The sequence below is a fragment of the Azospirillum sp. TSH64 genome (assembly GCF_003116035.1).
Classification (GTDB): Bacteria; Pseudomonadota; Alphaproteobacteria; order Azospirillales; family Azospirillaceae; genus Azospirillum.
In genome coordinates, this window is record NZ_LGQW01000015.1 from 5,886,041 (window position 1) to 5,904,697 (window position 18,657).

The following is an 18,657-nucleotide window of genomic DNA, read 5'->3' on the forward strand; positions in this document are numbered from 1 at the left end:
CCTGGAACGGGAAAGGGCGCGCGGGTGACCGCGCGCCCTTCTTCTTTACCGTACTGCCCGGATCAGCGGGCGGTGCTGCCGGTGCCATTGGACGAACCACCCATCGAGCCCGACGGCTGCTGCGTGCCGACCGGGCCGTCGGAGCCGGTGCCCATTGAGCCGCTGTTGCCCAGGCTGTTGCCGCCGGTGCCATTGGTCGAGCTCGAAGAGCCCGAGCCGGTCATCGACCCGCTGCCCATCGAAGACCCATTGGACGACGAGCCGCTGGTGGCGCCGCTCTTGCTGTCCACGCCGCCCATGCTGCCGCAGCCGAGCTGGTTGTTCGACGTACAGGGCGGGTTGGTCTGGTTGGAGTTGGTGCTTGAGCCGGCGCTGTTGGCCGCCGGGCTGCCGGAGATTGAACCGCTGTCGGCGGCGAAGGCCGGGGCGGCCATCAGGGCCAGGGCGGTGGCGGCGCCGATCATCAGGCTCTTCATGAGGATTCCTTTCGCTGTGCGGCCCATCAACGCCGGTGCGGCGGCGGGCCGGAAACTTGTCGGTGGGGAGCCGGTTCGTCCCCGCTTGCCATCACACCAACAGGCCCGGTCCGGAATGATCGCGCGGCAGGCGAAAACGAAAACGCCCGCCGAAGGGCGGGCGCTTCCTGGCAACTCAAGGACGGCGAGCGGTCAGGCCGTGCGCGCCTTCGGCAGGCCGGCGGCCATGGCGGCGGAGCCGTGGAAGATCTCCAGCGCGGCCGGCGTGGAGGACGGGCGCAGGCCGCCCAGGATTTCCCCGGCGGCGCCGACGGCCTGGACCAGCGCATCCGGCATCACCGGCTTGCGCAGCAGGCCCATGGCGAAGGCGCGGGCTTCGGCGGCATGGTGATCGAACCCGGTCATCAGCAGCGACGGAATGCCATTCTCTTCCCACAGGCGGCGGGCCAGGACCAAGCCATTCTCCCCACCGGCGAGATTGACGTCGACCAGCGCCAGTTCGGGACATTCGCGGGCACCGACCCGCGTAGCCTTGGCGGCGTCGCGCAGCGGTCCAACCACGGTATAGCCCGCATTCTCCAGAACGGCTTTCACGGCCGGACCGATCAGCGGATCGTCCTCGACGACAAGCACCTTCAAGACGGCATGCTCCCTTGAATGACGGTGCGGGCTTATAGCCCGTTCCATCCGGTTTCCGAAGCCTGTTCGGCTTCGATCAACTGAACCGCCCATGTTTGTCGCGGTTCCGCTCCGTTCAAGAGGTCGAAGGGGTACTCCCTTCCGGTCATGGCGCCCTACTGAACGTCCGGGTTGGAAACATACACCATCGCAGAGCGTTTTACCCGGACGCGAGAGAGGATACACGCAATGGCATTCGTTGAGATGACCGACACGTCCGGGGAAACCGTTTTGGTGAACCCCATCGCCGTCGCCTATCTGCGCAGCGCAGGCGACGGCGGCACCGATCTGTATTTTGCCGGCCGGGCGGAGCCGCTGCGGCTGACCGGGGCGCCGTCGGACATCGTCCGCGCCCTGGAAAACGCCGCACCCACCCCGCCCGATCCCACCCTGTCGCTGCTGGCTTGACGACAAGCTCAGGCGCGGGGGTAATTGGGGGGACGCTTCTCGAAGAAGGCGGTGATGCCCTCCGCCGCCTCCGCCCCGTGCAGGGCCTCGACGAAGAAGGCGGCCTCGCGGTCGAGCTGGTCGTCGGGCGCGCCGAAGCCGCTCTCGATCAGCCGCTTGGCCCGGCCGATGGTGAGCGTCGGCCCGTCCGCCAGCCGCTCCGCCCAGGCGAGCGCCTCGGCCAGCGTGGCGCCGGGCGCCACCACCCGGTTGACGATGGCGAGCTGGGCCAGCCGTGCCGCGCCGATCCTGCCGCCTTCAAACATGATCTCGGCGGCCAGCTGCGGCGTCGCGGCACGGGCGAGGAAGGCCGACGCTCCGCCGTCCGGGTTGAGCCCGACCTTCACATAGGCGAGCGTGAACACGGCATCCTCCGCCGCGACGATCAGGTCGCAGCCGAGCGCCACCGAGAATCCCGCTCCGGCGGCGGCCCCCTCGACGGCGGCGATCACCGGCTTGGGGCAGGCACGCATGGCGCGGGTCCAGCCATGGAAGTGCTCCAGGCTGGTGCGCGTCATCTCCGGGTCGGCCTTGGCGTTGCCGAGCAGCCGGCCCAGATTGCCGCCGGAACAGAAGGTGCCGTTGGCCCCGGTCAGGACGATGGCGCCCACCCCCGGATCCCCGGCCGCCTGCACCAGCGCGTCGCGGGCGGCGGCCATCATCTCCGGCTCCAGCGCGTTCTTGGTGGCCGCATCGTCCATCGTCAGCACCGTCACGCGGCCCTGGCGCGCGACGGTCAGTTGTCCGCTCATAGCTCGGTTCCCTCCCGGTTTTCGCTGCCCGGCCGGTATTTGAACATGCCTTCCGACGTGGCGATCAGGGCACCGGTGTCGCCGTGGCGGATCTCCGCCGCGATCCCGATGATCTTGCGCCCGCCGCCGCGCAGCCGGCCGGTGGCGATCAGCGTACCGGTGCGCGCCTGACCCAGGAAGCTCGTCGACAGGGACAGCGTCACCACCCGCCTTACCCGGCCGGGGAACGGACAGTATGTTGCCGAGAATCCGGAAACCGTGTCCAGAAGCGTCACCAGAACCCCGCCATGCACCACGCCGGCCCGGTTCAGGTGGCGGTCGTCGATGGCCATCGTCAGCTTCGCCTCGCCCTCCTCCCAGCGACTCAAGGCGTAGCCCAACAGGCGCTGGAAGCCCGATTCCGGCTCCCCGTTCAGCAGATCGTCCATACCTTGTTCGTCCATCCCCTGCCCCATCACGCGGCCGTTTCGTGCGCGAAGTAAAGCGCGTGAAGGCGCTCCAGGTCCACCCGGTCGCCGCGCGGGAAGGCGCCCATCATCGGATGGTCCACCGCCGTCATGTCGGGGAGATCGAGGGGTGCTGCCTCGTCTGATCGTTGGTCACGCTGACGGATGTGAAAATGCCTGTCAGAAAATGAAACTGAATTTTGATGATCAAAATATGTGTGGGGGATTGGAGGTCTGCCGCGCGTCTGCGCGGGCTTGCCAGCCGGACCGAAGCGGTTAACCTTTTCCCCGAAATCATGGCCCGGACCGTCGGGCCGATAAATCGCAGGAGGGTTTGGGATGATCGACCTCTATTTCTGGCCGACGCCGAACGGCCACAAGATCACGATTTTTCTGGAGGAAGCCGGGCTGGACTACAGCTTCAAGCCGGTGAACATCTCCACCGGCGACCAGTTCAAGCCGGACTTCCTGGCCTTCTCGCCCAACAACCGCATGCCGGCGATCATCGACAACGCCCCGGCCGACGGCGGCGAGCCGATCAGCGTGTTCGAATCCGGCGCCATCCTTGTCTACCTTGCCGAGAAGACCGGCAAGTTCCTGCCCGGTGACGTGCGTGGGCGCAAGACGGTTCTCGAATGGCTGTTCTGGCAGGTCGGCGGCCTCGGCCCGATGGCCGGCCAGAACCACCATTTCGTCCAATACGCGCCGGAGCGCATCCCCTACGCCATGGAGCGCTACGTCAAGGAGACCAGCCGTCTCTATGGCGTGATGGACAAGCGCCTTGCCGACAACGAGTTCCTGGGTGGAGCCGAACTGTCCATCGCCGATATGGCGAGCTACCCGTGGATCGTCCCGCACGAACGCCAGCAGCAGGATCTGGACAACTTCCCCAACCTGAAGCGCTGGTTCACCGCGATCAAGGAGCGGCCGGCGGTGGTGCGCGCCTATGAAAAGGGGCAGGAGATCAATCCCAACCGCACGCCCACGGTGAACGAGGACAGCAAGAAGATCCTGTTCGGCCAGTCCGCCGACACGGTGAAGCGCTGAGATCGGGGTCCCAATTTCCCTCTCCCCCAAGGGAGAGGGAAATTGGGACAACTTCGGATAGGTCCCTACCACTTCGCGGCACCCGTTTGCGCCGCGCAGACATTCGAGGGGCCCCGGCGTAGACGGGACCGTTCGTCTGACCAGCGTGTTGTTTTCGGTAGAGAATATCTACCGGAGATGCCGCGCCGATGAGCATCTGGCCACGCACCGACTCCGACGGCACCCTTCCGCAAAGGGCGACCGGTTCCACAACCCCAACCGGGATGCAGCCGGCCGAGTTGCGGCCGGCCGAGATACAGGTCGCCCTGCGCCCCCTGCCGTCGATGCCGGAGCTGGCACGGGCATGGACGGAGCTGGAAGGCCGGTCCGACCCCTCCTTCTTTCTGTCCTGGACCTGGATCGGGCCCTGGCTGGCGCAGTTGCCGGACGGGATCGAGCCGCAGCTGCTGGTCGCCCGCCAGGGGGGTGAGACGGTCGGGATGGCCCTGCTCTGCCCGCGCCTGCGCCGCCGGTTCGGGCTGCTGCCCAGCCGCTGCTGGATGCTGCACGAGACCGGCGACCGCAGCTATGATCGGCTGTTCATGGAGTATAACGGCATCCTCGCCGACCGCCGTGTCGCCGACGAGGTGACGGATGCGATGCTGCACTGGCTGGGCGAGCGGTTGAGCGCCAATGACGAGCTGGTGCTGGGCGGCCTGACCCTGGCGGCGGAGCGGGCGGCCCGGCGGGTTGCGGCGCGGACCGGCCACACGCTGCAACTGCGCATTGCCGATTCCGCCCAATGGGTGGACTTCGGCACGGTACGCGCGGCGGGCGGCGATTTTCGCGGCGGGCTGGGCCGCAACACACGGGCGGCGGTGAACCGCAGCGAACGGCTCTATCGGGCCCGCGGTGACCTCGAACACCGCGTCGCCACGACGGTGGACGAGGCGCTGGAGTATTTCGCCGGGCTGGAGGTGCTGCATCAGGCCGGATGGCAGGCGCGTGGGCAGGCCGGCGCCTTCGCCAATGCCGCCTTCCGCCCCTTCCACGAAAGACTGATCGCCGAGGGACTGCCGCGGGGTGCCGTGCGGCTGAGCCGGGTGAGCGCCGGCGGGCAGGCGGTCGGCTATCTCTACAACTTCGTCCACCGCAACCGCGTTCTGAACTATCAGGGCGGCTTCGCCTTCGAGGCCGACAACCGGCTGAAGCCGGGGCTGCTGAGCCATGTGCTGGCCATCGAGGACGCACTGGCCCGTGGCGAGGATTGCTACGATTTCATGTCGACCCCGGCCGGACACAAGCCGCTGCTCTCCAACGCCGAACAGCCGATGAACTGGCTGACGCTCGGCCCCGACCGGTTCAGCCGGCGGATGGAGGCGCATGTCCGCCGGGCGCGCGGGGTGATGGCCGATGCGGTCAAGCGGTCGCTGCGCGGATGGATCGCGCCGGCCAAAGGGATTTGAGCGCGGGATCTGAATGGGGAGTTGGCGATGAAGACCGGGACGAAAGCCGGGCCGCTGGCCTGCGTGTTGGGCGACATGGATCTGGTGCGCCCGCTGGGGCTGGCCGGCATCCGCTGTGCCGTGGTCGGACCGCCGGGCGGGGCGACCGCCCAGTCCCGCTTCACCGCGCAGGTGATCCCCTGGCAAGGCGGCAACGACAGGACGCTGGTCGACCGCCTGCTGCGCTTCGGCGCCGCCCAGTCGCAAAAGCCGGTGCTCTATATGGAGGAGGACGCCCAGCTGCTGATGGTGTCGCGAAACCGCGAGCGTCTGGCCTCCGTCTTCCGCCTTCCGCTGGCCGACGCCGAACTGGTGGAGACGCTGGTGGACAAGGGCCGGTTCCAGGCGATGGCGGAACGGCTGGGCCTGCCGGTGCCGCGCACCCGACGCCTGCACCCCCTGCCCGGCAGCGAGGCGCCGGATCTGGACCTGCGCTATCCCCTCATCGTCAAGCCGCTGACCCGCCGTCCGCCCTGGGACGAGATTGAGGGGCTGGGCAAGGCGATCCGGCTAGACGGGCATGATGAGCTCCGCGCCCTGTGGCCGCGCCTGATCCCGGTCGGCATCGAGTTGCTGGCGCAGGAGTTGATCCCCGGGCCGGAGACGCGGATCGAGAGCCACCATGTCTATATCGACGCCGGCGGTGCGGTGGCCGGGGAATTCACCGGGCGCAAGATCCGCACCTACCCCGTCGATTACGGCCACAGCACGGCGCTGACCATCACCGACATCGACGGCGAGAGCGCCGATGTGGCGGCGCTTGGGCGGGAGATCGCGGCAAAGATCGGCCTGCGCGGCGTCGCCAAGTTCGACTTCAAGCGCGACCCGGACGGCCGGCTGCACCTGCTGGAGATCAACCCGCGCTTCAACCTCTGGCACCATCTGGGGGCTGTCGCCGGGGTGAACCTGCCGGCGCTGGTGCAGGCGGACCTGACCGGCCGGCCCCGCCCTGCTCCAGCCAAGGCACGCCCCGGCGCCTGCTGGTGCCACATCAGCAAGGACCGGCTGGCGGCGCGGGAAAGCGGCGTGACGACGGCGCGCTGGCTGGCCTGGGTGGTGCGCTGCGAGGCGAAGGCGATCACGCCGGACGACCCGATGCCCTTCCTGCGGCCGAAGCTGGACCGGCTGCTCGCCCGCATGCCCGGCGGCATCCGGTCCGCCCGCCTCGTGAAGCCATGACCCCCGACAACCCATGAAGATCGCCCTGATCTCCGACATCCACGCCAATCTGGAGGCGTTGCAGGCGACGCTCGACGACATCCGGGCGGAGGGGGCGGAGCGCATCGTCTGCCTCGGCGACATCGTCGGCTACAACACCGACTTCGCCGCCTGCATCGCCCTGCTGCGGCAGGCCGGGGCGGTCTGCATCGCCGGCAACCACGACCGGGCGGTGGCGGGCCTGATCGGCACCGACGGGTTCAGCGGTCCGGCGGCGCGCGCCGTCGCCTGGACCGGGGCAAGGCTGGACGAGGACAGCCGCGCCTTCCTGGCCGGCCTGCCCCTCACCGCCGATGTGGACGGGACGCTGGTCGCCGTCCACGGCGCGCTGCATCCGGAGGTCGGCAAAGAGCTGGTCCGGCTGGACGATGACGGGAAACGGGACTTGAGCCTGCGGGCGCTCGCGGCGCATCCATCGGGCGCGCGGATCTGCGCCTTCGGCCACACCCACCGGGCCGGGTTGTGGGAATGGCGCGACGGCGCGGTGCATGCTTTGCCGTTGGATGGGGGAGCGGAGTTGCGGGCGGACGGGCTCTACCTGATCAACCCCGGCACGGTGGGAGAGCCGCGCGGTGCCGATGCCCGGGCCTGCTTCGCCTGTTACGACACCGCCGCACGCCGCGTCACCCTGCATCGTGTCGCCTATGCCCGCCGCGCCGCCCTGGCGAAGACCCGGCGGGCGGGGCTGGCGCCACGTTTTGCCGCAGTTCCCGCACCCATTCGGATGAAGTTGATCGAAATACTGAGACTTCTTGGGGTCTACGATTGGTTGAAGCGTGCTCTTCCCCGCCATGTGCCATCAATATGACAATCCCGTAACGCGGCTTTGCTTCAACAAAGACTGGAAAATGAGCATAATCCGGCACGGGGGCAAAGGTGACGCCGGGCTATGGACATTATCGGTATTTCAATCGGCGCTGCCGGCAGGGTGCGGACCCGGCCCGGCAGGACATCGTCGTCCCTGACCGCATCGCTGGCGCTGGGCCTTGTCATCGGCCTCGCCACGATTCTGCCGGCCGCGACCCTGCCGGCCCAGGCGCAGGAGACTGATGCCTCCCCCAAGGCGAGCGTGGCGGACAGCGGGCCGGTGCGGCTGACGATCCTCTACACCCAGGGCACCACCGACCTGGACGAGACCGCCGGGCGCGGCGGCATGGCCCGGCTGGCCGGCACGATCCGGCAGGAGCGGGCCGCCCATCCCAACCTGCTGGTCCTGCATGGCGGACAGACGCTGGCGCCGTCGGTGCTCGCCTTCTACGACCAGGGCGCCCACATCATCGACCTGCTGAACGGCATGACCATCGACGCGATGGCCGCGCTGAACCGCGAATACCACCATGGCGACGACCGGCTGAGCGCCCGCGCCTTCGAGGCCGGCTTTCCCATCGTTACCACCAACGCGGTCGACCGCTCCACCGGCCGCACGCCGGACGGTCTGGAGGCGGCGGTGGTGCTGACCGCCGGCCCCTTGCGCATCGGCGTGATGGCGGCGACGCCGGTGCTGACGCGGGAGACCACCCGAACCCAGCGCACGGAATTCCGCGATCCGGTGCGGGCGCTCACCGCCAAGGCCGCGGCCCTGCGGGCCGAGGGCGTCGATCTGGTGGTGGCGATGACCGGCTATGCCGGCGACACCCACCGCAGCGTGCTGGCCGCCCGCCCGGCCGACATCGTGCTGTACCAGGACCGCAGCCGCCCCTTCGCCGTCGATTACGACGGCCGGTTCCTGTCCGCCACGGTCGGGCCGCAGGCCGCCTGGGTGCTGGCGATCGACCTGACGATACAGCGGACCGCCGGACTGGACGGCCAGACGGTGGTGAGCTGGATCCCGGCGCCGCGCCTGATCGATACGGCGACGGTGGCGCCCGATCCGGCGGTGCTGATCCAGGCCAAGGCCTATGCGGCGCGGCTCGACACCATGCTGCGGATGGAGGTGGGACGTCTCACCGCTCCCCTCGACACCCGCAAGGAGTCGCTGCGGACAGGGGAGAATGCCTTCGCCAATGCGGTGGTCGACACGCTGCGCGAGGCGCTGGACGGCGACGTGGCACTGTTCAACGGCGGCGGCATCCGCGGCGACCGCCAGTATCCGGCCGGCACCCTGCTGACCCGGCGCGACATCTACACCGAACTGCCCTTCCACGATGTCGGAGTGGTGCTGGACGTCTCCGGACAGCAGCTCTGGGATGCGGTGGAGAGCGGCGTGTCGGCGGTGGAGCAGTTGCAGGGCCGCTTTCCCCATCTGTCCAATGCCCGGGCCGAGATAGACCTCGCCCGCCCGCCCGGCCAGCGGCTGCGCAGCCTGTCGGTCGGCGGCAAGCCTGTTGCCTTGTCCGGCCGCTACCGTCTGGCGACCAGCAGCTTCCTGGCGGCGGGGGGCGACGGTTACGGCATCCTGGCCGGCGCACCGCGGCTGGTGGAGGACCGCAACACGGAATTCGTCTCCACCCAGATGATCGACCAGATCGCCCGCAGCGGCGAGTTCGTTCCCCGGCTGGACGGCCGCATGACGGTGAGGCGGTGATGGACGGGTTCTCTTCCACCGCCTTGTCGTCACCCCCCTTGCCGGCAAGCGATGCGGCGGTCATGGATGGCACGGCACGGCGCAAGCCGCAGGCGCCGCCGGGCCGCCCGCGGCGGTTCGGCATCGCCGTCCGCATCACGCTGGGCCTGTCGGTGATGGCGCTGCTGGTGCTGCTGATCGGCGGCGTGTCGATGTCCTCCTTCCGCCTGTTCCGGGCGGAGGTGGCGGCGCTGTCCACCAACACCCTGCCGGAAGTGATCACCAGCGCCGAACTGCACGGATCGTTGCAGAAGCTGGTGGCGCAGCTGCCGCAGCTCGCCGCCGCGGCCTCGACGCCGCAGCGCCGGTCCATCTATGACGGGCTGGTGACGGAGCTGGATTCGATGCAGCTTCTGGTCGCCCGCATGCGCGGGCTGATGAAGGAGGGCGATCCCGGCGCGGGCGAGCGCGACGGCAATGTCCGCCTGCTGGAGCAGACCCGCTCCACCCTGCTGATCCTGGCCGCCACGGTCGCCGACCTGAACGCCGAGGTCACGCGCCAGATCGAATATGGCGACCGCCAGGCCGAAGCCGCACGCGCGCTGAGCCGGCTGGCGGCGGCGATCGAGAGCATGCCCGACACCGGCGCCTGGGCGGCCCGCATCGGGGCGCTGATGGCGCGGGCGGCGGGAGCCACGCAGCTGGATCATCTCAGCCGCCTGAAGGGCGAGGCGCGGTCCGCCGAACGCACGCTGGCCGAACTGGCCCGCCTGTCGGGCGGCGCCCCGGACCCCACCGGGCAGATGATGTCCACCGTGCAGGAAGAGCTGTTCTCCCTGCTGGTGGCGCCGGGCGGGCTGTTCGAGAGCGCCATCGACAGGCTGCAGGCGCGCAACCGCGCCCAGGCGCTGACTGGTCAAGCCCAGGTCCTGGTCGAGACGGTCGAACGCTCCACCCGCACGCTGTACGATTCCATCCGCGACCAGTCGGCCGAGCGCACCGATGCGCTGGCGGCGCTGATCGCCGAACGCACCCGCACGGTGATGGTGCTGGCCGGAACATCGCTTCTGCTGGCGGTGTGCGTCTATTTCTTCTTCCGCCGGTTCCTGTCGACGCGGCTGGTGGCGATGAACCGGGCGGTGCTGGCCCGGCTGTCGGGAAGCCGCCAGTCCCCCCATTGCGGCATTGCGGCGGCCGGCCGGCCGGGTCGGGCCGACCAGCCGGTTCCGGTCGATCAGCCGGTTCCGATCCCGGTGGACGGCGACGACGAGATCACCGACATCGGCGCCTCGATCCGCTATTTCATCGAGGAGATCGACCGACGCCAGCAGGCCCTGGCCGACAACGAGCGGCGCTTCCGCGATCTGGTCGAAGGCTCGATCCAGGGCATCGTCATCCATCGCGATTTCCATGTGCTCTATGCCAACGACAGCTTCGCCGCCATGCTCGGCATGACGGTGGCGGAGGTGGTTGCCCTGCCCTCCCTGCTGTCGGTGGTGGCGGTGACGGAACGCCAGGCGCTGATCGAGGGGTACGACCGGCTGCTGGAGAACGGGCAGTCGACGCCGCGCCGCCGCATCCGAGCCTGCCGGTCCGACGGCGCCGGGCTGTGGGTGGAGCTGACCGGCCGGCGCGTCGACTGGATGGACGGCCCGGCGATCCAGGCGGTGGTGGTCGACGTGACGCGCGAGGTGGAGGCGGAGCATGCCCTGCGCCAGTCGCGCGATGCCGCCGAACGCGCGCTCGACGAACTGAAGGCGACCCAGGCCAGCCTGATCCAGGCGGAGAAGATGGCCTCGCTCGGCCAGCTGGTCGCCGGCGTGGCGCATGAGGTGAACACCCCCATCGGCATCACCATCACCGGCGCCTCGCAATTGCAGGCGCTGATCGGCGAGCTGTCGGACCGCCACACGGCGAACGCGCTGAAGAAGTCGGACTTCCAGCGCTTCCTCAGCGACGGGATGGAGATGGCCAGCCTGATCCTGTCCAACAGCACCCGTGCCGCCAACCTGGTGCAGAGCTTCAAGCTGGTCGCCGTCGACCAGTCCAGCGACGAGCGCCGCCCCTTCCTGCTGCGCGATTACATCGACGAGCTGCTGCGCAGCCTTCACCCGACCTACAAGGCGCGGACGGCCCTGACCATCGACGTCGCCTGCCCGGCCGACCTGGAGCTGGACGGCTATCCCGGCGCGCTGTCGCAGATCCTGACCAACCTGATCATGAATGCGCTGGTCCATGCGCTGGATCCGGAACAGCCCGGCCGGATCGCCATCGCCGCCCGGCTGCTCGGTCCCGACATGGTGGAGCTGTCGGTCGGCGACGACGGCAACGGCATCGCGCCGGACGTGCTGCCGAAGATCTTCGATCCCTTCTTCACCACCCGGCGCGGGGCGGGCGGCAGCGGGCTGGGGCTGCACATCGTCTACAATCTGGTGACCGGCCGCCTGCACGGCACCATCGGGGTCGAGAGCCGTCCCGGCGAAGGCACCCGTTTCACCCTGCGCTTTCCCCGAGTCACCGCGGGCGCCTAGAACCGGCGGCGGCTTTCCCATCCGTCCGATCCCGCCTGCGTTTGTCCGCAGACGATCGGACATGCGCAGGTATGGCGCCATCCGCCCAATCCACGCCTGCCCGCCGGTGCCGGTTGAATTCACGTGCAAACAGTCGGTTTCCTATACAAGCTTCCAGTGTTTTTACCGTTATGCGGGAGCTTGATCGCAATGAATTTTAATCGGCGAGATTTTCTGGCAACGGCAACTGCTGCTGCGGGTTCCTCCCTGCTGCCGTTCGGCCCGGCGCGGGCGGCAACGGCGAAATACGTTCGCTACAGCGCGACCAGCGACGAAGGCAAGGCGATGCTGCGCAGCTACGCCACGGCGGTGCAGAAGATGGTGGCCCTGCCCCCGGACCATCCGCACAACTGGTTCCGCAACGCCTTTGTCCATTTCATGGACTGCCCGCACGGCAACTGGTGGTTCTATGTCTGGCACCGCGGCTATATCGGCTATTTCGAGGAGACGGTGCGCAAGTACAGCGACAATCCGAATTTCGCCTTTCCCTATTGGGACTGGACGCTCCTGCCGCAGATCCCCAACGAGATGTTCGACGGCGCCCTGACTCCGGTCAGCGAAGCCTTCCTTCCCTACACCAAGGATCTGACCACCTTCACCGCCTACATCAAGCCGGCGATGAAGGCCTATTGGGACACGCTGAACGAGGCCCAGCGCAAGCAGCTGGACCTTCGCGGCTACAGCAGCTTCGACAAGCTGTGGGACGACGTCACCGGCTGCAGCCACGGCAAGTGCGATCCCGGCAACCAAGCCTTCGCCGCGACCGACCGTGCGCGCTACCTGACCCGCGAGAACCCGAAGCTGGACGACAAGACGGCAAAGGCCTGTTCGCCCCACACGGTGCTGACCGGCCTGCTGCCGGTGGACTACTACAACGCCGACGTGACGCACAGCTTCACCAGCTCCAAAACGGCGTCGCACAACGTCATGCCGGGCAAGGACACCCAGTTTTCGGTGCTGGAAGGCCAGCCGCACAACCTCGTCCACAACTACATCGGCGGCGTCGGCCCGTGGGATCCGGGCCCCTACGGCAACATGACCAACTTCCTGTCGCCGGTGGATCCCGTCTTCTTCCTGCACCATTCGAACATGGACCGCCTGTGGGACGTGTGGACGCGCAAGCAGCAGCGGCTGGGCCTGCCGATCCTGCCGACCGACAAGGAGGAGCTGTCGCAGCTGTCCCGCGAACCCTTCCTGTTCTTCGTCCGCGCCGACGGCAGCTATGTCCTCGACGGCCGCGCCGGTGACTATCTCAGCACCGAACGGTTCCAGTACGAGTACCGGCATGGCTTCGGCGACGCGGAATCGGCACAGGTGGCGGCGGCAAAGCCATCTGCTCCGGTCAAGGGCACGGTGGCCAAGGGCGTGGGATCGGTCCAGCTGTCGGCGGCGCCGTCCAGCCCGGTGGTGATGGCAGTCAAGGTGACCCGCCCGGCCGGCAGCAATGCCCCGCGGAACTTTGACCTGCTGATCAACGCACCGGCCGGCGTGACGACGGTGGCGGCGGACAGCCCCTATTACGGCGGCACCATCGGCTTCTTCGGTCCGGCCATGCACGGCATGGCGGACGATGCCACCTTCACCCTGCCGCTGCCCGAGCCCGCGCGCACCGCGGCACTGGCCCAGAGCCCGGCCGCGCAGGCGCCTGCGCCGGCAACCGCAACGCTGGAGGTCCGCATTGTCCCATCCAACGGCTCCGCCACCGCCGCGCCGGCGGTCAAGGGGGTCTCGCTCCACACCCTCTAGGGCTTGGCGCCGTGCCAAGCTGCCGGCCGCCCTGCTCGCGCTGCTGGTCCTGCTGACGGGCCAGCCCGCGGGCGCGGCACCGGCCGGTCAGTCCGGGAGGCCGGACGGGAATGGGGAAACGACGCTCGCCCTGCCGCATCCGCCGAGGCAGGGCGAGGCCGCCATCCTGGCGGTCACCCTGGGCGTGCTCACCCGCGGGCAGACGGTGGAGGTCACGACGATGGACGGCCAGCTCATCGGAACCGCCGCCCCTTTCGGCCCCCAGCGCGGTCAGGGCGCCGGAACGGTCACCATTCCAGTGCCGGCCGGGGCCATACGCGACGGTCGCCTGACGCTCCGCCTGCGCATCACCGCCTCCGGCTCCCCTCCCCGTCCGCCGACGGCTGAGGAGGTCGGAGAGCTGCGGCTGTCCGTCATCGGCCCACCGCCCTGACGGCGGCGGTCAGCGCACCGGCCCGTCGAACCAATGCCGGCCCTGGCGGTCTTCCACCTCGATCACCCAGACGTCGGGGTCGTAGCGGAGCTGGCGGGCGATGTAGGCGTCGGCATCGGCCTCCGGCACCGGGTCGGCGCCGGTGCCGCGCGCCCAGAACAGCCGCTCGCCATCGGCCTCGCGTGTCTGGACCAGCACGGAGAAGGTCCGGTCAAGCCGGTTGATTTTCAGGATCACGGTGCCGCGGCTGGGATCGCCCTTGCGGACCACGGTCATCGCCACGCCCTGGGAATCGGCCGTGCGGATATGGGCCGAGACCCAAAGATGCGTCGGAAGGCGGTCGTCCATTGCCGTGACGGGCTCCTGATCGTCAGCTCTCGCTGACCTGGGATTTTCGCTGGTCTTCGACCCTCGCTCTGCCCGGCCGGCCGGTGTAGAGAAGAGTGCATGGCTACACTCCTGTACGCTCTCAACGCCGCCGTCAACCACCACATGGCCGGCCATGCCGATGCGGCGGCCGACGCCTACCGGAGGATTCTGGCGGCGGACCCGGCCCAACCCGACACGCTGCACCTGTCCGGCGTCCTGCGGGCGCAGACCGGCGACGCGGCCGCCGCCGTGCGATGGATCGCCCGCGCGGTGCGCGTCCGCCCGTCCGCTCCGGCGCCCTGGGGCCATCTGGGAGCGGCCCTGCGGGCGGCGGAGACACCGGAGCGGGCGGAACCGGTTCTGCGGCGCGCCCTGGCGCTCGATCCGGCCGACGGCGACGCTCTGGAGGCGCAGGGCGCCTCCCTGCATGCGCTGGCGCGTTATCCCGATGCGCGGCGCTGGCTGAAGCGTGCGGCCCGGCTTCGGCCCGGCCATGCGGCGACCTTGCTCAATCTCGGCACCGTCCTGCGCGACCAGCGCCGGTTCGACGAGGCGGAGGCCTGCTTCGACGCCGTGCTGGCGCGCCAGCCGTCCCGTGCCGACGCCCATCTGGCCCGCGCGGTGGGGCGGCTGGTGCGCGGCGACCTGCGCGCGGGATGGGAAGGGTTCGAGCACCGCTGGCAGCGCTTCGCCACCCCGCCCTGGGCCGGACAGCCGCCGGGCGGCGCCACCATCCTGCTGCACATGGACCAGGGCTTCGGCGACGCCATCCAGTTCGTCCGCTACGCCCCGCTGGTGGCACAGATCGCCGCGGCGGGTGGCGGGCGGGTGATCCTGGAAAGCCATATGCTGCTGTACCGCCTGTTCAACCGCTGCCTGGGATCGTCGATCCAGGTGCTGTCGCGTGGCGAGGATCCGCCGCCGCATGACATTCACTGTCCGCTGATGAGCCTGCCGCGCGCCTTCGGCACCGGTCTGCCGGACATTCCGGCCACCGTGCCCTATCTTGCCCCAGACCCCGGCGACGTTGCCCGCTGGCGCGACCGGCTGGACGGGCTCGATGGACCGGAGAAGGGCGGTGCGGCCCTCCGGGTCGGGCTGGTGTGGGCCGGCAACCCCCAGCACCGCAATGATCGCAACCGCTCGATCCCGGCAGCGGCCCTGCTGCCGCTGCTGATGGTGCCGGGCGTGCGCTTCGTCAGCCTGCAGACTGGCGAGGCCGCCGCCGCGCTGGACCGCCTGCCCGGCGTGACGGTGCCGAACGCGATGGAGCGGGTGCGCGACTTCGCCGACACCGCCGCCATTCTCGCCAACCTCGACCTGCTGGTGACGGTGGACACCGCCATCGCCCATCTTGCCGGGGCGATGGGCGTGCCGTGCTGGCTGATGCTTCCCCATGTGCCGGACTGGCGCTGGCTGCTCGACCGGGCCGACAGCCCTTGGTACCCGTCGCTGCGCCTGTTCCGCCAGCCGCGCCCCGGCGACTGGGCCACGACGCTCGGCACCGCCGCCGCCGTGCTGAAGGCGCAGGCCGCCCGCGCCGTCCGGACCGCCCGATAGAGGCGGCAACTTCGGCGGGAGCTTTCTGCCCCTCCGCCCCGGCGGCACTAGGCGAAACTTTCCTACCGGGCGGCAATTTCCGGCCCCGCCATACAGCTTGTTCAAAGAATACAGCGTTTTCAATGGCTTGAATCCGGAGCGGGAGTTGGCACTCCGCTTGCTAGATAGGGCGCAGAAGACCTTTGCCCTTTCTTTCGGAGACCCCCGGCCATGAGCATCTTCGGTTCGATGACAACCGCCGTTCTCGGCCTGAATGCCCAGTCGAAGGCGCTCGGACATATTTCGGACAACATCGCGAACAGCTCGACCATCGGCTACAAGCGTGTCGATTCGGCCTTCGAGACGATGGTCCTTCAGTCCAGCCAGCGTCTGCACGAGCCGGGCGGGGTCACGGCGCAACCGGTCTTCATGAACAACATCCAGGGCAGCCTGACCCAGGTGCAGAGCCCGACCAACATCGCCATCCAGGGCCAGGGCTTCTTCAGCGTCACCAAGGTGGCGACCCAGGGCTCCAGCACGCTGGTGCAGACGCAGACGGGCACGGTCAATTCGTCGGCCGCCTTCTACACCCGCGCCGGCGACTTCGAGCTGGACAAGAGCCGCTATCTGGTCAACAGCGCCGGCTACGCCCTGAACGGCTGGCTGGTCGATCCTGTGACGGGCGTCCTGCACAAGGACCAGGTGGCGCCGATCCAGGTCAACTCGCTGATCGACAAGCCGGTGGCGACCAACACCATCGACCTGGCGGCCAACCTGCCGGCGACGCCCAAGGAAGGTGAAAAGGTTCCCGACAGCAGCATTCAGATCTTCGACAGCCAGGGCAACCCGCGCACCGTCAACTTCAAGTGGCGGCAGCAGGCGGACAGCAGCTGGCGCATGGTCCTGGACGCGCCCGGCTCCAACACCAAGCCGGTCGACGGCACCTTCACCGGCAACCCCGCCACCGTGACCTTCGGCCAGAACATCGCCGGCCAGACGGCGGTGGCGCAGGTCAACGTCATCACCATCGCCGGCAACAACACCAACGGCCAGGACAACCTGCGCATCGGCGACACCTATTCGGTGAAGGTCGACGGCACCAACTACAGCCTGAAGATCACCGCCGACAACATCGGCTCGATCCGGACCTACTCCGGTCTGGCCGGCGCGCTGGCCAACCAGATCAACTCCGCCTCGCCGGCGGCGTCCGTGCTCGCCACCTCGTCGGGCCAGACGATCCGCGTCACCGCCCGCGAACCCGGCACGCCCTTCAAGCTGAACACGGACGTGGTGTCCGGCACCAACACGACCAACACCATCGTCAACCAGACCTCGACGGCGGCGACCGCAAGCGCGGGTGAAATCGACAAGTTCCAGTTCCCGCAGACCCAGGTCGAGGTCGGCGACTCCTTCACCATCAACGTGAACGGCACGCCGATCAGCTACACGGTGACCGCCGCGACCTATCAGAGCTATTCGTCGGTGAGCGACGTCGTCTCCCAGCTGGCCGGCAAGATCAACCAGGCGCTGGGATCAAGCGTTACCGCCTCGTCGGCCGGCAACATCCTGTCGATCCAGGCCAATGCGGTGAACACCAACGTCACCTCCAGCGCCACGGTGACCAACTCCTCCACCGCGGTGAACACGATGAGCTCGCTGCCGTCGGTCTCCAGCGTGGCCGGCGTCCGCCAGAGCCGCACCGTCACCCTGACCGGCACGCCGGGCGACATCGGCACCCAGTACACACTCAGCATCAACGGCACGGCGGTGACCTACAGCACCACCGGCGAAGAGATGACGATGGAGGACATCACCGCGGCGCTGGCGAACAAGATCAACTCCAACACCTCGCTGCCGGTGACGGCTACCGCGCAGGGCGGTGTCATCACCGTCACCTCCAAGACCGCGGCCAGCCCGACCAACACCAACACGATGACCGGCACCGGCACGGTGACGCTGAGCGGATCCACGGTCGACATCGGCGACACCTACAACATCACGGTCGGCGCCACGACCTATCCGCTGACGATCACCAACGCCAATTACGGCCTGTACGACACGCCGGCCAAGGTCATGCAGTATTTCGCCTCGGTCGTCCCAGGTGCTACAGCCAGCGGCAACACGCTGACGGCGGCCGGTGCGACCGGCACGGTCGTCGACGCCCCCGCCGCCCAGTTCACCCTGGACCAGAGCGCCGTCGCCGGCCAGACGCCGGCCCATATCGGCCTGACCTTCGGCAAGACGCCGGAGACGGTCGGCACGCTGACCAACATCTCCACCGCCCTGGTCGGCACCGGTTCGGCGGTCAGCGCCGCCAACCAGTCCGCCGGATCCGACGCCAACGTCACTTTCACCGTCGATTACGGCTTCGGCCCGCAGCAGATCACGCTGAACCTCGGCAAGTACCAGAAGCCGGGCGGCCTGACCCAATATGCCGGCGAGGAGATCAACGTCACCCAGCTGGTCCAGAACGGCGCGCCACGCGGGCAGTTCAAGGACGTGGTGTTCGGCGACAACGGCACCGTCATGGTCAACTACGACAACGGACGGTCGAAGATGGTGGCGAAGGTGCCGATCATCACCTTCAACAACCCCAACGCCCTGCAGCGCGAATCCGGCGGCGTCTTCATCGAGAGCGAAGAGGCCGGCAAGCCGAACTTCAACGATCCGGAGACGAACGGCGCCGGTGCCGTGGTGGCGAACAGCGTCGAAAGCTCCAACGTCGACATCGCCGACGAGTTCACCAAGATGATTGTCACCCAGCGGAGCTATTCCGCCAACGCGAAGATCGTCACCACCTCGGACGAAATGCTTCAGGAAGTGCTGGGGCTGAAGCGCTAAGCGCGGCCCTGACCTTTTGATGTCCTGATCGCTTCCCTACCGATCGCCAGCTTTCCGATCGCCGGTTCCCTGATCGTTTGAATGGGGGGCGGCAGCCGTCCCGGCACC

The 18,657-nt window shown here is 68.6% G+C and carries 16 protein-coding genes; 11 read left to right on the forward strand and 5 right to left on the reverse strand.

All coding sequences use genetic code 11. The features are described 5' to 3' along the window. Window positions 1-62: 62 nt before the first annotated feature. A complete protein-coding gene (locus TSH64_RS28115; protein ID WP_109450139.1) occupies window positions 63-476 on the reverse strand; it encodes a hypothetical protein in 414 nt (137 codons plus the stop codon). Window positions 477-668: 192 nt separating this feature from the next. Next, on the reverse strand, window positions 669-1,109 hold the full coding sequence (locus TSH64_RS28120; protein ID WP_244592578.1) for a response regulator: 441 nt from the start codon (window positions 1,107-1,109) through the stop codon (window positions 669-671). Between the two features lie 249 nt (window positions 1,110-1,358). On the opposite strand from TSH64_RS28120, the gene TSH64_RS28125 reads away from it, so the two are divergent. Further along, complete coding sequence (locus TSH64_RS28125; protein ID WP_247873193.1) at window positions 1,359-1,562, forward strand: hypothetical protein; 204 nt, start codon at window positions 1,359-1,361, stop codon at window positions 1,560-1,562. Window positions 1,563-1,570: 8 nt separating this feature from the next. On the opposite strand, the gene TSH64_RS28130 is transcribed toward TSH64_RS28125, so the two are convergent. Next, on the reverse strand, window positions 1,571-2,353 hold the full coding sequence (locus tag TSH64_RS28130; RefSeq protein WP_109450144.1) for an enoyl-CoA hydratase family protein: 783 nt from the start codon (window positions 2,351-2,353) through the stop codon (window positions 1,571-1,573). Beyond that, window positions 2,350-2,796 (reverse strand): PaaI family thioesterase, encoded by a 447-nt coding sequence (locus tag TSH64_RS28135; protein ID WP_247873194.1) that lies wholly within the window; start codon window positions 2,794-2,796, stop codon window positions 2,350-2,352. The genes TSH64_RS28130 and TSH64_RS28135 overlap by 4 nt, the downstream gene beginning before the upstream one ends. A 342-nt stretch (window positions 2,797-3,138) precedes the next feature. On the opposite strand from TSH64_RS28135, the gene TSH64_RS28140 reads away from it, so the two are divergent. From TSH64_RS28140 to TSH64_RS28175, 8 genes are all read left to right on the forward strand, one after another. Continuing rightward, complete coding sequence (locus TSH64_RS28140; protein WP_109450148.1) at window positions 3,139-3,846, forward strand: glutathione binding-like protein; 708 nt, start codon at window positions 3,139-3,141, stop codon at window positions 3,844-3,846. Between the two features lie 188 nt (window positions 3,847-4,034). Next, window positions 4,035-5,291 carry a GNAT family N-acetyltransferase gene (locus TSH64_RS28145; RefSeq protein WP_109450150.1) on the forward strand — a complete coding sequence of 419 codons (1,257 nt, stop codon included), beginning with the start codon at window positions 4,035-4,037 and terminating at the stop codon, window positions 5,289-5,291. 27 nt (window positions 5,292-5,318) lie between these two features. After that, window positions 5,319-6,509, forward strand: a complete 1,191-nt coding sequence (locus TSH64_RS28150; RefSeq protein WP_109450152.1) for an ATP-grasp domain-containing protein — start codon at window positions 5,319-5,321, stop codon at window positions 6,507-6,509. Between the two features lie 13 nt (window positions 6,510-6,522). Then, window positions 6,523-7,356 carry a metallophosphoesterase family protein gene (locus tag TSH64_RS28155; protein WP_109450154.1) on the forward strand — a complete coding sequence of 278 codons (834 nt, stop codon included), beginning with the start codon at window positions 6,523-6,525 and terminating at the stop codon, window positions 7,354-7,356. An 81-nt stretch (window positions 7,357-7,437) separates the two neighbouring features. Beyond that, the gene (locus TSH64_RS28160) at window positions 7,438-9,072 is read left to right on the forward strand and encodes a 5'-nucleotidase C-terminal domain-containing protein (protein ID WP_109450156.1); all 1,635 of its coding nucleotides are present in this window, start codon (window positions 7,438-7,440) and stop codon (window positions 9,070-9,072) included. Between the two features lie 62 nt (window positions 9,073-9,134). After that, window positions 9,135-11,582, forward strand: coding sequence for an ATP-binding protein (locus TSH64_RS28165; RefSeq protein WP_247873195.1), 2,448 nt, complete (start codon window positions 9,135-9,137; stop codon window positions 11,580-11,582). Between the two features lie 189 nt (window positions 11,583-11,771). Next, window positions 11,772-13,367: a tyrosinase family protein gene (locus tag TSH64_RS28170; protein ID WP_109450161.1), complete on the forward strand. Its 1,596-nt coding sequence runs from the start codon at window positions 11,772-11,774 to the stop codon at window positions 13,365-13,367. Then, entirely contained in the window at window positions 13,300-13,800 is a 501-nt protein-coding gene (locus tag TSH64_RS28175) for a hypothetical protein (protein WP_199237683.1), read from the forward strand. The genes TSH64_RS28170 and TSH64_RS28175 overlap by 68 nt, the downstream gene beginning before the upstream one ends. A 9-nt stretch (window positions 13,801-13,809) precedes the next feature. On the opposite strand, the gene TSH64_RS28180 is transcribed toward TSH64_RS28175, so the two are convergent. Further along, window positions 13,810-14,148, reverse strand: coding sequence for a DUF1491 family protein (locus tag TSH64_RS28180; RefSeq protein ID WP_109050458.1), 339 nt, complete (start codon window positions 14,146-14,148; stop codon window positions 13,810-13,812). A 99-nt stretch (window positions 14,149-14,247) separates the two neighbouring features. On the opposite strand from TSH64_RS28180, the gene TSH64_RS28185 reads away from it, so the two are divergent. Both TSH64_RS28185 and TSH64_RS28190 read left to right on the forward strand, forming a co-directional pair. Further along, window positions 14,248-15,729 (forward strand): tetratricopeptide repeat protein, encoded by a 1,482-nt coding sequence (locus tag TSH64_RS28185; RefSeq protein WP_109450163.1) that lies wholly within the window; start codon window positions 14,248-14,250, stop codon window positions 15,727-15,729. 210 nt (window positions 15,730-15,939) lie between these two features. Further along, window positions 15,940-18,549, forward strand: a complete 2,610-nt coding sequence (locus tag TSH64_RS28190) for a flagellar hook-basal body complex protein (protein WP_109450165.1) — start codon at window positions 15,940-15,942, stop codon at window positions 18,547-18,549. Window positions 18,550-18,657: the final 108 nt, after the last annotated feature.